The 15590-nt window shown below is 58.5% G+C and carries 13 protein-coding genes; 8 read left to right on the plus strand and 5 right to left on the minus strand.

What is annotated here, in order from left to right:
- Positions 1-22: 22 nt before the first annotated feature.
- A complete protein-coding gene (locus GWQ22_RS06760) occupies positions 23-745 on the plus strand; it encodes a methyltransferase domain-containing protein (RefSeq protein ID WP_212512470.1) in 723 nt (240 codons plus the stop codon).
- A gap of 68 nt (positions 746-813) precedes the next feature.
- Here GWQ22_RS06760 and rnhA read toward each other — a convergent pair whose 3' ends face one another.
- Positions 814-1278 carry a ribonuclease HI gene (gene rnhA / locus GWQ22_RS06765; protein ID WP_042034629.1) on the minus strand — a complete coding sequence of 155 codons (465 nt, stop codon included), beginning with the start codon at positions 1276-1278 and terminating at the stop codon, positions 814-816.
- Positions 1279-1353: 75 nt separating this feature from the next.
- Here rnhA and dnaQ point away from each other — a divergent pair, with 75 nt between their 5' ends.
- A complete protein-coding gene (gene dnaQ, locus GWQ22_RS06770) occupies positions 1354-2088 on the plus strand; it encodes a DNA polymerase III subunit epsilon (RefSeq protein ID WP_042034628.1) in 735 nt (244 codons plus the stop codon).
- Positions 2085-3341: a TIGR03503 family protein gene (locus GWQ22_RS06775; protein ID WP_275929827.1), complete on the plus strand. Its 1257-nt coding sequence runs from the start codon at positions 2085-2087 to the stop codon at positions 3339-3341. Before dnaQ ends, GWQ22_RS06775 begins: the two co-directional genes overlap by 4 nt.
- Positions 3342-3422: 81 nt before the next feature.
- Here the strand turns inward: GWQ22_RS06775 and GWQ22_RS06780 are convergent, their stop codons facing one another.
- On the minus strand, positions 3423-4940 hold the full coding sequence (locus tag GWQ22_RS06780) for an HD domain-containing phosphohydrolase (protein ID WP_275929834.1): 1518 nt from the start codon (positions 4938-4940) through the stop codon (positions 3423-3425).
- A 165-nt stretch (positions 4941-5105) separates the two neighbouring features.
- Positions 5106-7562 carry an acyl-CoA dehydrogenase FadE gene (fadE, locus tag GWQ22_RS06785; RefSeq protein WP_275929828.1) on the minus strand — a complete coding sequence of 819 codons (2457 nt, stop codon included), beginning with the start codon at positions 7560-7562 and terminating at the stop codon, positions 5106-5108.
- Positions 7563-7807: 245 nt separating this feature from the next.
- Here fadE and lpcA point away from each other — a divergent pair, with 245 nt between their 5' ends.
- The 3 genes from lpcA (at position 7808) to GWQ22_RS06800 (ending at position 9975) form a co-directional block, all read left to right on the plus strand.
- Positions 7808-8386 (plus strand): D-sedoheptulose 7-phosphate isomerase, encoded by a 579-nt coding sequence (lpcA, locus tag GWQ22_RS06790; RefSeq protein WP_005309841.1) that lies wholly within the window; start codon positions 7808-7810, stop codon positions 8384-8386.
- A 148-nt stretch (positions 8387-8534) separates the two neighbouring features.
- Positions 8535-9317 carry a class II glutamine amidotransferase gene (locus GWQ22_RS06795; protein ID WP_212512425.1) on the plus strand — a complete coding sequence of 261 codons (783 nt, stop codon included), beginning with the start codon at positions 8535-8537 and terminating at the stop codon, positions 9315-9317.
- A gap of 322 nt (positions 9318-9639) precedes the next feature.
- On the plus strand, positions 9640-9975 hold the full coding sequence (locus tag GWQ22_RS06800; protein ID WP_042034623.1) for an Hpt domain-containing protein: 336 nt from the start codon (positions 9640-9642) through the stop codon (positions 9973-9975).
- A 49-nt stretch (positions 9976-10024) separates the two neighbouring features.
- Here the strand turns inward: GWQ22_RS06800 and yvcK are convergent, their stop codons facing one another.
- The gene (yvcK, locus tag GWQ22_RS06805; protein WP_042034622.1) at positions 10025-10936 is read right to left on the minus strand and encodes a uridine diphosphate-N-acetylglucosamine-binding protein YvcK; all 912 of its coding nucleotides are present in this window, start codon (positions 10934-10936) and stop codon (positions 10025-10027) included.
- A gap of 113 nt (positions 10937-11049) precedes the next feature.
- Here yvcK and GWQ22_RS06810 point away from each other — a divergent pair, with 113 nt between their 5' ends.
- Positions 11050-12234 (plus strand): FIST N-terminal domain-containing protein, encoded by a 1185-nt coding sequence (locus tag GWQ22_RS06810; protein WP_108535452.1) that lies wholly within the window; start codon positions 11050-11052, stop codon positions 12232-12234.
- Positions 12235-12254: 20 nt separating this feature from the next.
- Complete coding sequence (locus GWQ22_RS06815) at positions 12255-14351, plus strand: ATP-binding protein (RefSeq protein WP_275929829.1); 2097 nt, start codon at positions 12255-12257, stop codon at positions 14349-14351.
- A 228-nt stretch (positions 14352-14579) separates the two neighbouring features.
- Here the strand turns inward: GWQ22_RS06815 and GWQ22_RS06820 are convergent, their stop codons facing one another.
- Complete coding sequence (locus GWQ22_RS06820) at positions 14580-15155, minus strand: LON peptidase substrate-binding domain-containing protein (RefSeq protein ID WP_042034619.1); 576 nt, start codon at positions 15153-15155, stop codon at positions 14580-14582.
- Positions 15156-15590 lie beyond the last annotated feature (435 nt).

Genomic DNA, 15590 nt, shown 5'->3' on the forward strand with positions numbered 1-15590 from the left:
GAACCCCAAGTTGAGCCCTATTATGCAGGTGGCACGTACCGAACAACAAATTGAGATCCCGACCAGCTGGTCGGCATTACCCATGGGGGACTGGGTGGCGGCCGAGATCCAGGAGCGGCTCGACAACTGGTGCCCACATCTGTTTGGTTATCATCTGCTTAAAGTCGGCGCCCTGAGCGCCGAGCTCTCCTGTGGCTGCTCTTCCATACGCCACCAGATAGGGGTGGCGACCAGTGGTCGGCTGCTGGATATCAAGGGCGATCCAGTGGCCTTGCCGGTGCGAACCGGCAGCGTGGATGCCTGTCTGCTCGCCCATTGCCTCGATTTCTCGCCCGACCCCCATCAGGTGCTGCGTGAAGCCGAACGTGTGCTGACCGACGATGGCTGGCTCATCGTCAGCGGTTATAACCCGCTCAGTCTGGTCGGTATCGGTCATTGTCTGCCTTTCCTGCGTCAACATCTGCCCTGGTCGGCTCGCATGTTCACCCCGGCGCGGGTTACCGACTGGTTGCACCTGCTTGGTTGCGAGGTGATGTTTGATGAGCGCTTTGGCTATTCGTTTATGGGCAAGCAGAGCCGGATTGGCTGGTGGCGGGAGAGTGTGGGGCGGGATTACTGCAGACCCTTTGCATCTGTCTATGTGATAGCGGCGCGCAAACGGCGTTTTCCACTCATCCCGGTGCGCCGTCGCTGGCGTTTGCCTGAGTCGATTGCGGCACCGGGCATGGCGCGTCAGGGCTGGTAACCCATACCCTCGACGAGCGACTCTCGACCTCTCGGGTCAAAGACGCTCGTCACCCCTTGAGAGAGGGATCAGGGTTGATAGCCGGTGTCTTCGGCGAGCTGCTTGCCACTGGCCGCATCTCGCGCCAGCTCATCGCAGCGTTCATTCTCGGGGTGACCCGAGTGTCCCTTGACCCAGAGCCACTCTATCTGATGGCGGGCCACTTCCGCATCTAGCGCCTTCCAGAGATCGACGTTCTTGACCGGCTGGCGGTTTGAGGTCATCCATCCCTTCTTTTTCCAGCCGATGATCCACTGGGTGATCCCCTGGCGCACATACTGGCTGTCGGTGGTGAGCCGTACCTGGCAGGCTGCATTGAGAGTGCGTAGCCCCATGATGGCGGCCATCAACTCCATCCGGTTATTGGTGGTCAGCCGAAAACCACCGGAAATCTCCTTGCGGTGATCGCCATAGACCAGGACAGCGCCATAGCCACCCGGGCCAGGATTGCCTAGGCAGGAACCATCCGTGTATAAATCAATGTGTTTTAACATGAGCAATCGATCTTTTTTAGCATGAGTCTTGGGGTAAACTAGCGGGTAAGGCCGAAGTTTGACATAGATTGGATCATGAACACACCCCAACTGAATCGCCAGATCATTCTGGATACTGAAACCACAGGTATGAACACCGCCGGTGGCCCCATCTATCTGGGGCACCGCATCATAGAGATCGGCTGTGTGGAGGTGATCAACCGCAAGCTGACCGGTAATCACTACCACGTCTATATCAAGCCGGATCGGCTGGTGGATCCCGAGGCCATCCAGGTGCACGGCATCACGGATGCCTTTCTGGTCGACAAGCCCCCGTTCAGCCAGATCGCCAACGACTTCATCGAATTCATTCGTGGCGCCGAGCTTATCGCCCACAACGCGCCCTTTGACGTGAGCTTCATGGACTATGAGTTCGGCAAGCTCGGACTCAACTTCAAGACCAAGGATATCTGCAGCATCACAGATACCCTGGCGATGGCGCGGGATCTCTTCCCGGGCAAACGCAACAACCTGGATGTGTTGTGCGATCGCTACGGCATAGACAATTCCCACCGGACCTTGCACGGGGCCTTGCTCGATGCGGAGATCCTGGCCGACGTTTACCTGCTGATGACGGGTGGCCAGACCAAGCTGAACCTGGCCACCGAAAGCCAGGAGAACGAGCGCAACCAGGACACCAGCATCCGTCGATTGGAGAGCAACCGTCCACCACTCAAGGTAGTGCGTGCCGGCGCCGACATCGAAGCCGTGCACGAGGCGAGGCTGGATCTGGTCCAGAAGAAAGGAGGAGCCTGCCTGTGGCGGCAATGAGTAAGCTATGGAGTGGCCTGCTGCTGCTGACCTCACTGACGGTCACAGCCAACGAGGTGTTTGCCCCCTCTGACATTCCCCTGCTCGATAACCGCTTTCGCATCGATTACGGGGTGAAGGAGATCACTTTCATAGTGACGCGCAAGCCGGGCACCCCTTCGGTGATACTGGTGAGGCCCGATGGCAGCAAGCTGTATGTCGGTAAGGTAACCCCGCCCGATGTGGGCTGGCTGGCACTCAAGGATCAGGATCTCATCACCATCCGTGACCCCATGCCGGGCCCCTGGCAGGCCATCGGCGAGGTGGATCCTGAAAACAGGGTGCGGATCCTGTCGAATATCAAACTGGAAACCGATCTGCTGCCGGCTCAGCTCTATCAGGGGGAAGTCGTCAAACTCAAGTCCTGGTTGCTGATCGACGATGCCCCGCCCAAAGAGGGTTACTACCTCACGGATCTCGGCATGACGGTGAAGCTGCAGCGCTTCAACGATGCCCAGCAGCAGGGCGAGCCCATTCTGGATGAGTTACTTGGACATTATCGCGATGATGGCAAGGGGCTCGACGAGGTGCCGGGTGATGGCATCATGACCGCCAAGGCGGTATTGGATGTCCCGGCCGGCAAGTATAGAGCGCTCTACAGCACCGGCAATCAGGTCTTCTCACGGGCCCGTCATCAGGATGTGCTGATCTACCCGCTACCGGTCGGTTATAGCTTGGCGGTGCCGTCAAAAGAGTACGGTGCCAGGCTCTCCTTCCTGATTGACAGCGATGAGCTGGATCCCGCCTCCGTGATCATCAAGGGCAAGGCTGCCAATACCGTCGGAGCCAGCATGGCGTTCAGCGCGGTGGCGACCGAGCCCAGAGTGGAGATCGATCTCTCCGCCATCAAGGAGGTTGGCCAGTATGATGTGACCGCCACCCTGTTCGGAACTACCCGCTTGGGCCGCGAGATCCAGGTCACTCTGCCGGCCAAGTCATTCAACATCTTGCCTGTGCTGGCGCAGCCCCCTTCGGCCGCGTCCGTTGCCTCAGCAGCCGTACCCATCCAGGTGAAATTTGAGGAGAAAGAGAGCCGCGGCTGGCTGCTCTGGTTGCTGGGCGGTGTCGGTATCCTGGTGGCTCTGCTCGGCGGGGTTGGGTTCATCCTGTTGAAAAAACGCCGGGCATTGCAAAAGGCGATGGCTGCGCAGAAGGCAGAAAATGAGGGAGCCAAATCCGAGGCCAAGCTGGACTTGAACCTGCCCGAGCAGTAAGAGTCTGCCCTGAATGACAAAGCCGCCCTGTTGAGGCGGCTTTGTCATCTGTGGCTGCTGGCCGGTTGGCGTGAGGGAGGATCAGTGATCCCCGACGTAGATATCCTTGTGCTGCTCGCGGATCTTGAGGAACTTGTCCAGATTGGCCAGCATCAGATCCACCAGCTGGGGATCGAAGTGCTGCCCCTTTTCCTCTTCAATCAGCGCGAGCACCTTATCCAGCGGCCATGCATTCTTGTAGCAGCGATCCGAGCCCAAGGCATCAAACACGTCGGCCAGCGCCACCACACGCCCCTCGAGCGGTATTGAATCGCCCTTGAGGCCACGGGGATAGCCGCTGCCATTCCATTTCTCATGGTGGTTGCCGGCTATGGTGGCGCCTATCTGGAACAGCGCCAGATCGCTGCCGGAGAGCATATCCTGCCCCAGTTGGGCGTGGGTCTTCATGATCTCCCACTCTTCCGGGGTCAGCTTACCCGGCTTGTGCAGTATGGCATCCGGGATCCCTACCTTGCCGATGTCGTGCAGGGGAGAGGCGCGCTTGATGAGCTCGCTCTGCTCTTCGCTCATACCAAGCAACAGGCAGAACAGCTCGGTGTAGAGGGCGACCCGCTTGACGTGCAGGCCAGACTCCTTGGAGCGGGTTTCGACCAGCTCCCCTATGCGGTAAATGATCTCGCGCTGGTTGTCGGCGATGACTTCGTTGAGCCGGATATTTTCCAGCGCCACTATGATGTTTTCAGTAAACAGGCTCAGCAGGCCCGTGTCCATCTGGCTGAGATGGCGGGTCGTCTCGATATGAAACAGCAGGTGATGACGGGGATTCTGGCAGTAGAGCACCATCTGATTACCGTCATAGACGGTAGCCCGGTTGGCCATGGCCTGACGCAATATCAGAGGGGCATCGACCAGCCGCACGGACGGATGGCCAGGCAGCAGTGGCTCCAGGATCTGATCCCGTACCTCGTAGGTAAACTGCTTTACATCATAGATCTGGGACTCTTCCTGATTGATCAGGGCATCTAGCTGCTCCTGAGCTCCTTCGACAAACTGGCGCAGTGACCGTTTCTCAAAGATCCCCTTGGAGGCTTCGATGACTTTCTCTAGCCCCTGACGATTGCTCTCCAGGGTACGTATATCGCGATATGAACGCAGGCTGGCCCGCAACAGGGTTCGCAGCTTCTGGGAGGTGAGCTCGGTTTTGTCCTTGTAATCGTTGATGTCGTAGTTGGTGACCACATCATCTTCCGGTGCCTGACCCGGTTGTCCGGTTCGCAACACTATGCGCACCATCTTGTTCTGCAGATCCTCGCGCACGAACTTGACCACATCGAGACCGGCGTGATCGACTTCCATAACGACGTCGAGCAGCAACAGGGCTACATCCGGGGTCTGGGCGAGCAACTCCTTGGCCTGTGCGGCTGAATAAGCATGCAAAAATTCAATGGGTTTGTTATCGAATTCAAACTTGCTCAGGGTGATCTTGGTGATGCGATGCACTTCGGGTTCATCGTCCACAATCATCACCTTCCATCCAGCCTGCTGGTTATCGAGAAGGGGCAGATCGTCATCGTCAATAATCAGGATTTGGTCATCCATCATGCAATCCTGTTTGGGATCCTGTGCTTACATTAACTGCTTCACTAAGGATAGGAAACTTATTGAGAAATAAAATTTGATCTATGAAATCTCTTTGTTGTTATCGTGATCCGGGCCTATAAAAAACGCCTCCCAACGGGAGGCGTTTGACGACTTTTCTGTGTGTCAGGCTGCTCTGTGATAGGCAGAAGGCTCGAACAGGGCCTTGTTGGCAACCAGATCTATGGGGTCGAAATCATCGACGTTGATGGTGCGCAGGCGGCTCTCTTCGGCGCGGCGCAGCAGGTCAGCCTCGGTCTGGTTGAGCACTCCCAGCGTCAGACCAGCATCCGCCACCTTGTTCAGCTGCATAAACGGACGCTTGATACCGTCAGCCTTGCATACTTTCTCAAACAGCGGTTCGGCAGAGAGCACGTCATCGAGCGCCTGTTCCAGCAGACCGAAGGGGTTGCCCTCTTCGCGGGTCAAGTATTGGCCCTGGGCCAGACGGCTGCGCGTCTCGCTTGGCGTTTGCAGCAGACGGGCAACCTGGCTGTCCAGCTTGTCGCTCGGACGCTTCATGTCACGGCCAAGGGGCAGCACTATGACGCGCAGCGCCAAGCCAATCCAGCGGTTCGGGAAGTTGCGCAGCAGCTCGTCGATCGCCTCTTGTGCTTTGAACATGGCATCTTGCAGTGCCCAGTGCAGCAGCGGCAGGTCGGCCTGCTGGCGTCCCTCGTCTTGATAGCGCTTGAGGGCGCTGGAAGCCAGATAGAGCTGGCTCAGCACGTCGCCGAGACGGGCGGAGACCCGCTCCTTGCGCTTGAGCTCGCCACCCAGGGTGCCCATCGCCATGTCTGACAGGAAGGCCAGGTTGGCCGAGAGGCGGGAGAGCTGCTGGTAGTAGCCCTTGGTCTGATCTTTGTACGGTGCAGAGGCAAAACGGGCGCCGGTAACGCCGAGCCAGAAGCTGCGCACCAGGTTGCTGATGGCAAAGCCGACGTGGCTGAACATCGCCTTGTCAAAGTCCTTCAGCGCCTGATCCTTGTCAGGGTGGCTAGCCGCCAGCATCTCCGGCAACACATAAGGGTGACAGCGGATGGCGCCCTGACCGTAGATGATCATGCTGCGGGTCAGGATGTTGGCCCCTTCCACCGTGACGGCGATGGGGGCACCCTGATAACCACGAGCCAGATAGTTGTTGGGGCCCATGCAGATCGCCTTGCCACCGTGGATGTCCATGGCATCGATGATGCACTTCTGGGCCCGGTCGGTGAGGTGGTATTTGACGATGGCGGAGATGACCGAAGGTTTCTCGCCAAGGTCGATACCGGTCACGGTCAGGTTGGCGGCGGCGCCCATGATGTAGGCGTTGCCGCCGATGCGGGCCAGCGGCTCTTCAATGCCTTCCATCTTGCCGATGGGCAGCTTGAACTGGCGACGGATGCGGCTGTAGGCACCGCTCGCCAGGGCCAGCATCTTGACGCCACCGGTGCTGTTGGAGGGCAATGTGATGCCGCGACCGACCGACAGACACTCGACCAGCATGCGCCAGCCCTGACCGGCCATGGCCGGGCCACCGATGATGAAATCCAGCGGGACGAACACATCCTTGCCCTGGGTCGGGCCGTTCTGGAACGGCACGTTGAGCGGGAAGTGGCGACGGCCAATGCCAACACCCTTGATATGAGTGGGGATCAGGGCGCAGGTGATCCCGAGCTCCTCGTTTTCCCCCAGCAGGTGATCCGGGTCGCGCAATTTGAAGGCCAGCCCCAGTACGGTGGCGATGGGCGCGAGCGTGATATAGCGCTTGTTCCAGGTCAGCCGCATGCCGAGCACCTCTTCCCCTTCCCACTGGCCCTTACAGACGATACCGAAATCGGGGATGGAACCGGCGTCGGAACCGGCTTCCGGGCTGGTCAGGGCGAAGCAGGGGATCTCTTTGCCGATTGCCAGACGGGGCAGGTAGTGGTCTTTCTGCTCATCGGTACCGTAGTGTTGAAGCAGTTCGCCCGGGCCGAGCGAGTTGGGTACGCCCACGGTGGAAGCCAGCACGGCACTGGCGCCACACAGTTTTTGCAGTACGCAGGACTGAGCATAAGCGGAGAATTCCAGACCACCGTATTTCTTCTTGATGATCATGGCGAAGAACTTGTTGTCCTTCAGGTATTGCCACACCTCGGGGGAGAGATCGGCCCGCTCGTGGGTCACTTCCCAGTCGTTGACCATACGGCACACTTCCTCGACCGGACCATCCATAAAGGCCTGCTCTTCGGCTGACAGCGTACTGACCGGGATGGCATGCAGCTTTTTCCAGTCCGGGTTGCCGGCAAACAGGTCTGCTTCCCACCAGGTGGTACCCGCTTCGATGGCTTCCTTCTCGGTGCGGGACATCTCCGGCATGATGGACTTGTAGATCTTGAACAGCGGCTTGGTCAGCTGATTGCGGCGAAAATCCACCAGATTGAGGGGGATGGCAATCACGGCGAACAGTACCCACACCAGCAGGGGGGCATGGCCATAGAATGTGCCGGCGATAAGTGCGGCTGCCGTGGCAAGCGTGGATGTGAACAGAGACGCCCGGCGATAAGCCATGGCGCCGATCACCAGGATCACCCCGAGCAGAGTGAGTGTCGTCGTCATATTTCGCTCCTTGCATGAGTTGCCGAAGTTGGGTGAAAAGTGGGTTAACTGATTCAGAGGTCTGACCTGTTGAACATGGCCCATGTTGTAATTCATACGCACAAACTTATCAAGATGTTTACAAGCTTGTTACTTTGGCTATGTGATCGGCATAACGTCCTGCCGGCGGCATCTTGAGGGGCGGGGGGCGACGATTGGATTGGCTTGTGCGACAATGGCGTCGCCCACATTTTGGAAGAGACATCATGTACCAAGAACTGATCCGCAATGAATTGACCGAAGCTGCCGGCGTGCTCCAGGCGTTCCTGGCAGATGAACAGAACCTGAAAAACATTGAAGCCGCTGCCAAGCTGCTCGCCGACTCCTTCAAGCAGGAAGGCAAGGTGCTCTCCTGTGGCAACGGGGGCTCCCACTGCGATGCCATGCATTTTGCCGAAGAGCTGACCGGCCGTTATCGCGAGAATCGTCCTGGCTATGCCGGTATCGCCATCTCGGATCCCAGCCACCTCTCCTGCGTCTCCAACGACTTTGGTTACGACTACGTGTTCTCCCGTTATGTGGAAGCGGTCGGCCGTCGTGGTGACGTGCTGCTTGGTATCTCCACCAGCGGCAACTCGGGCAATATCCTCAAGGCCATCGAAGCTGCCCATGCCAAGGGTATGAAGGTGATAGCACTGACCGGTAAGGATGGTGGCAAGATGGCGGGTCTGGCCGACGTCGAGATCCGGGTGCCGCATTTTGGCTATGCAGACCGCATTCAGGAAGTGCATATCAAGGTGATCCATATCCTGATCCAGCTGGTCGAAAAAGAGATGGCCAAGTAAGGAAGTATCGTCAGCCGGGATGTGCGAGCCTCACCAGGCCATATTTCGGTTGTACCTGCCCTGATAAGCGGCGGGATCGGCGGTGCTTTGCATCAGGCTGGTCCTGCTGATTGAAAAAAGATGCCCAGTAATAAGGAGTCCGCTGGTTATGTGCGAACTGCTCGGCATGAGTGCCAATGTGCCGACCGATATCTGCTTCAGCTTTACCGGTCTGATGCTGCGCGGCGGCAAGACGGGGCCCCACAAGGATGGCTGGGGGATTACCTTCTATGAGGGGAGGGGTTTTCGCACCTTCAAGGATCCCGAGCCCAGCGCCCAGTCGCCGATAGCCAAGCTGGTACAGGCGTTGCCTATCAAGAGCCGCGCTGTAGTCAGCCATATCCGGCAGGCTAACCGGGGCTGCGTGTCGCTGGAAAATACCCATCCGTTCACCCGTGAACTGTGGGGCCGCTACTGGACCTTTGCCCACAACGGCCAGTTGACTGGTTACAAGCGACTCGCTACCGGGCGGCACCGCCCGGTGGGGGACACCGACAGCGAGCATGCATTTTGCTGGCTACTCAACCGGCTGGAGCAGAAATACCCCAAGCGTCCCGCCAACTTCCCCGCCATGTTTCGCTATCTGTCCACCCTGTGTGACGAGTTGCGCGGGCTCGGGGTATTCAACATGCTGCTGTCGGATGGGGAGTTTGTGATGACCTATTGCAGCAACAACCTGCACTGGCTCACCCGGCGGGCGCCCTTTGGCGAGGCGAGGTTGCTGGATGAAGATGTAGCCATCGATTTCCAGAGTGAGACGACCCCGGATGACGTGGTGACCCTGATCGCAACCCGTCCACTGACTGGCAATGAAAACTGGGTCAGGATGGCGCCCGGCGAGTTCAGCCTGTTTCGGCTGGGTGAGCGTGTATGCGGCAGTCAGACTCGGTAATTAGCTGATTTAAATATAAAAAAATACCAGGGTAGAATCCTACCCTGGTTCTTCGCAGCAGCCATACAGGCAAAAGGGATGAGAGAGGTGTTGCTGAGTCGCATCATTCTCACTGCCACCAGTGTTGTATAAATGTTAATTGGTTGGCAACATTTATGTTTCAATCTGGTCTGCCTATCGCCACATTCCTAGAACCGGATCACATTTTTCGTTTTTGCGGCCGTTCGCCGGTCGACAAGCAGAAGGCGAGCGAGGAGTGACGTTGTCACGCCAGGCATCTATAGTATGTTCTGTTTGAATACCGCCAAATGAGGACTGAGGGATGGAATGGTTGGATCAAAAGGTGCTGCGACAGCTGGCGGAAGACATTGGCGAGGAGATGATGCCTGTGGTGATCTCGGTGTTTATCGAGGAGGTGGGTGAGCAGCTCGCCCAGCTGCGCCCACTCTATGAGCGGCAGGATTGGCCCGCACTGGCGCGGCTTGCCCACAGCATGAAATCCTCCTGTGGCAGCTACGGCGCACAGCTCAGTTACCAGCAGGTGGCGGCACTGGAGCTGGCTTGCAAACATGAAGATGCCGACGACGTCGCCCGGCTACTGACCCAGCTGGAGCAATCTTTGCCCCAGGTGCTCTCTCACCTTGCCAACTACCACTGAGCTTGCTGCGCAGGGGAACCAGCCGGTTCGCCGCTGCGCATAGCTGTCATTAGCGTTGATTGACCAGTTGCTGGATCACCCGATCCAGCGCCAGCTTGAGCTTCAGTCTGTCGTGGCGGTGGGGGAGTTCGGCCTCGCCCAGCTCGGCCTGGATCAGGCGACTGGCCAACTCGGCCGGATATTCCCCAGCGGGCGCCAGAATAGCATCGACGCGACCCGTACCGACTCGTGACTCCAGCCAGCGCCATTGGTTGAGCAGACTCAGCTGACTGGCAGGCCCGCTCTCGGCCACCAGATTGCAGATGAACACCAGCATGGCATCGCTCTCATTGATGGCTTGTGCCACCTCGGCCAGCAGCAGGGGAGGCATGATGGAGGTCAGGAAGCTGCCTGGCCCGAGTATGATCATGTCGGCCTGAGCCAGCGCCTGCACCGCCTCACGAGTCGCCGGCACTTCCGGGCTCAGACTCAGGGAGAGGGGTGGCGTATCGAGCTGATCGATGGAAACCTCTCCCAGGATCTGCTTGCCACAGACGGTGTGGGCACACAGGTCGGTGGGAAACTCTGACATGGGTAACAATTGTGACTCTATTTTCAGCATGTCACTGATGAGCTTGATAGCATCAAGGGGACGCACGCAGAGGTTGTCGAGCGCCAGCAGCATCAGGTTGCCGAGGTTGTGACCCGCCAGCTCGCCGCGGCCGGCGAAGCGATATTCGAATAACAGGCTGCCGATGCTGGGATCGGTCACCAGTTGATTGAGGCAGTTGCGCAGATCTCCCCAGGCGATACACTCCTGACTCTTGCGCAGGCGCCCGGTGGATCCGCCATCGTCCGTGGTGGCGACGATGCCGGTCAGCCGCTGGCCGAGAAACGAGAGTGAAGAGAGCACGCGGCCCATGCCGTGGCCGCCACCGATGGCGACGACCCGATCAAAGTCATTGATGTTTTTCTGCCACATGCAGCAGTCCTTTGGTTGGGCTCATTTGAGGGCCATTCTAGCCCATAAAGTCAGATAATTGTTTGATAAAGGTATGATTTTTGCTTACCCCTAGCATCACGAACAACTAGGAGATGGTGTTGAACTTTCTGACGGCTCACTCTCTTGAAGAGACCCCCCTGCTGGCTGCCCGGCAGGTCAGTGAGCGGCTGCTCGCTCAATCGCCCCATTCCCCTTCACTGTTATTGGTCTATTTTACCCAAGCGCACGATGCCGAGGAACTGCGTCGTCACCTCAAGCAACAGTTTCCGACGACCCGACTGATCGGTTGTAGCTCCTGCGGCGGCGTCATGACCCAGGTTGGCCACCACGCCCGTCAGGGGATAGGGCTGGCAGTGGCCGCTCTCTACGATGGCAAGGGCGCCTACGGGGTGGCAGGGCAGGCGGGGGAGGACGTGGATATTCGCCAGTTGCTGCGTGCCGCCATCGCCGATGGCGGGCGTCCCGGCGAGCTGCCTCAGCTCATCCTGTTGCACGCCAGCCCGGGCCAGGAGGAGGCGATGCTGGCCAGCATTGAAGCAGAGCTTGGAACGAGCGTCCCTGTCGTGGGAGGCTCGGCAGCGGACAACAGTGTCAGCGGCGATTGGCAGCTGTGCTGGGATGAGGGCAGTGCCCGTGAGGGAGTCGTGTTGGCGGTGCTCTATCCCGATTGCCAACTGGCGTTTCAGTTTCATTCGGGCTATGTCCCGACCGAGCATCGCGGTACCATCACAGCCCTGGCGGGGCGCGAGATCCTCACCATAGATCATGAGCCCGCCGCTGAGGTCTACGCTCGCTGGACCGGGCGAACCACTGCCTGGCCGGTGGGCCCCATATTGCGGGATACCACCCTCTCGCCGCTGGCCCGCCAGGTGGGCACCCTGGACGACATGCCCTATTACAAGCTATCCCATCCCGAGGTGGTGACAGAAGGTGGCGGATTGCGCCTCTTTACCGATATCCAGCTTGGCGAGCGACTCTTGCTGATGTACAGCAGTCAGGAGGGGCTGCTGCAGCGCAGTCTGAATGCGACTCACATCGAACCCGAGTACGGCATGAGCGCTGAGATGCGGCCGTTCGGGGCCCTTGTGATCTTTTGTGCTGGTTGTCGCTTGGCTCTTGGTGATAGCTTATGCCAATTTGTCGATCAATTTCACACTCGGCTGGGGGACATCCCCTTCATTACCCCGTTTACCTTCGGTGAGCAGGGGCGTCTGCCCCACGGTGAGCTGGCACACGGCAACCTGATGGTATCGAGTGTGATCTTCCTCGACAGCTGATATATGGCGCTGGAAACAAGATGATAGGTAATACGGAATTGGAAGCCCTGGGTGACAAGCTGCAGACCACGCTGGTGGAGCTGGTGCGTTGTCGGGAGCGCGAGGTCAAGTACCGCCAGGAGTCGCAGACCCTGCTGTGCGGGGTCGCAACACTGGCCGATGCCCAGACCCTGGAGCAGGTGCTGGACAGCCTTATTCAGGTGCTCAAGCCCTTCATTGGTTTCGAACATGCGGATGTGGTGGCCTGGGAGGTTGGCGACGGCATCACCCACCTCAGCACCCAGGATGGTGAAGTGGGGCGACACTGGCCGCTGACCCCGCTCTTCTCTCGCGCCATCGAGGGTGAGACCCTGGTCATCTATGATCCGACCCAGTTGCCTGAGCTGGCGCCACTGGCCGATGTAGCCGGCTGGGCCAGCGTCATGATGACGGGGCTGCGCGCGCCCGGTTTCTCCGGCGTCCTCATCTGTCGTCACGCTGTGATGGGCACCTTCGATCTCAAGAGCAAGGCGGCGATGCAACGCTGCCGTCCGCTCATCTCCCAGGCGCTGGTCAACATCGCCTATCGTGCCCGCTTGCAGGAGCAGGTCGAGCTCAAGACGCTGGCACTGCAGGCCAGCGAGCAGCGTTTTCGCAGCTTCGCCGGAATGGCCTCCGACTGGTTTTGGGAGACGGACACAGAGCACAGGCTCAGCTATGTGTCGGCACCTGGCTATCAGGGGGATGTGAAAGCGCATCCGCCCGGTCAGAGTCTCTACGATTACGTCTATGATCGGCGGGATCCCGAGTGGGGCAAGTACCGCCGCCTCATCGAGCAGCATCTGCCGGTACGGGCGGTGCGAGCCCAGGTCAGCTTGGCCAGCGGGCCCTGCTGGATGGAGATCAATGCCGAGCCCTGCTTCGACACTGCCGGTATCTTCATCGGCTATCGGGGCACGGCGCGGGATGTGGGCAACCAGATCCGCCGCGAGCAGGAGCTGGCCCGGGCACGGGATGAGGCAGAGGCGGCCAACCGCGCCAAGTCGCAGTTCCTGGCCATGATGACCCACGAGATCCGCTCCCCTATGAATGCGGTGCTGGGCATGCTGGATCTGTTGCAACATGCCCAGCTCGAGCCTCAGCAGCAGACCCTGCTCGGACATGCCACCCACTCGGCTCGTCTGCTGCAGACCATCATCGACGATGTGCTCGACTTCTCGAAAATAGAATCCCATACCCTGGAGTTTTATTGCGAGACCCTGCTCCCTGCCCAGCTGTGCCAATCCCTGATCGAACCGCTGCAAGAGCGTGTCAGGAGCAAGGGCATAGTCCTGCGCTGGCGGGTGGATGAGGCGGTGCCACCCCAGCTGCAGGGGGATCCGGTGCGGCTGTCACAGGTGATCAGCAACCTGCTCGGCAATGCGGTGAAGTTCACCAGCCAGGGCAGCGTCTTGTTGCAACTGAGTTGGTACGAGCAACGGTTGCGGGTGTCGGTCACCGATACCGGGATCGGCATCTCGGCCGAGGATCAGGCGCTTCTGTTCGAGCCCTTCTCCCAGGTTGACAGCTCGGCGACCCGCCGTTTCTCCGGGACAGGGCTGGGGCTGGCCATCAGCAAACGGCTGGTGGAGTTAATGGGTGGGGAGATCCGTCTGCAGAGCGCTCCTGGTCAGGGCAGTTGCTTCTGGTTCGAGTTGCCCGGCATGGCACTGCCGTGCGAGTGCAGCAGCCGGCCCGAGCCGGATCAACTGCCCATTCAGGATCTGGATGTGCTGGTGGTGGAAGACAGCCCGGTCAACCAGTTGGTGGTGTCCCTCATGCTGCAAAAATTGGTAAGCCGGGTACGGCTTGCAGCCAATGGCCTGGAGGCGCTGGCGCAGGTAGCGGAGCAGCAGCCGGACCTCATCCTGATGGATATGCGGATGCCACAGATGGATGGACTGGAGGCGACTCGCTGCTTGCGGGAACTGGGTTGCAAGGTGCCCATAGTGGCCTTGACGGCCAATGCCATGGCCGAAGACAGGGCCCGTTGTCTGGCTCAGGGAATGGATGATTTTCTGGCCAAGCCCATCAGTCTGATGCGACTGAGAGAGTGCCTGCAGCGTCATATCAGCCCCGCGCTGGCGGATCGCAGGTAAAAAAAATGGTCAACCTGGGTGGTTGACCAATTCTTCAGCAAATACTGAAGAGAGCACGGGATAAATCGGGTTGTACGGTTCTATATGAAAAAGTCGTGCCAACTTTTCAGAACCTGTTTATGCGGCTTGCGGCTGTGTTATTGCTGTTATCTATCGCCGACGTTTGCAAAATGCGAAAATGTTATTTTCATTATGGGAATATTCGCATTTTGCAATGTTCTTTTTGACTCACTGTGTGATCAGTCGGCGCAAGAATTGACGAGCCGCTTCGCTATTTTGTTTGGCAATCAACATCTGTTTTTCATAGATGGGCATGGGCAGAATTTCGAGCCAGCGTTGGCAGAGCCAGGTCGCATCGTCAAACTGCTTGTCGGGGTAGAGCTCGTCGAGCTCCGGATACTGCTCGAACACTTCCCGCAGCCGGATGACCAACTGTTTGTCACTGAAGTTTGAGTGGGCACTCGGCCAGTTGGGCAGCGCTTCGACCTTGGCCCGGCGCAATCCCATCTCGTCCGTTTCCATCTCATGGATGCAGAAACGTTCCATGCCGAGCACTGTTACGCCGAGCAGGCCGTCATTCAGGGTGTAGAAATCGGTCACCTTCACCCGGGTACCGACCGGCAGGATGCGCCCGGACTTGCCCGTGGTGGTCGCTTCTTCCATCACTATGCCGAAGCCCTGGTCATTGATGAATGACTCTTTGAGCATCTGCAGGTGGCGTGGTTCAAACAAACGCAGTGGAAGCTTGCCACCTGGCAGTACGTGGGAAGGCAAGGGGAACAATGCCAAAGGTTGAAGTTTCATGTTCCGTCCTCCATTGAGTAGTGTCTGACTAGGACAATGCAGCGACTATGCCAGAGGATGAAAAAAGCCCCAAAATAGGGGCGAAAGCCATCCGGAATGAGACAAAATACATTAATAATCAGCTGGTTATATTTTTATGTTTTCTGTGGTGGCGATCCCGTAGTCAGCTGAATACGGCCGGTTTCTGATTACTTGGCTCCAGCTCTCTTCGCGTCCTGAATTGAAGCGCATCGCATCTTGCAAAGAGCCAAGCGCAAAATGCGCATGGTGAGAGAGCGGCAGAGACGTAGCTGAGGGCGCTATGCCTTGGGAAGGTGCGAACAAGTCCCTGATGTGAGATCATGAATCCCACTTGGCATCAGGTATGAGGTTCAGCATGAGTCACCAGCTCACCTTCGCGGATAGCGAGTTCAATGGTAAACGCCGCAAAACCCG

The sequence above is a fragment of the Aeromonas sp. 1HA1 genome (assembly GCF_029237385.1).
Lineage (GTDB): Bacteria > Pseudomonadota > Gammaproteobacteria > Enterobacterales > Aeromonadaceae > Aeromonas > Aeromonas popoffii.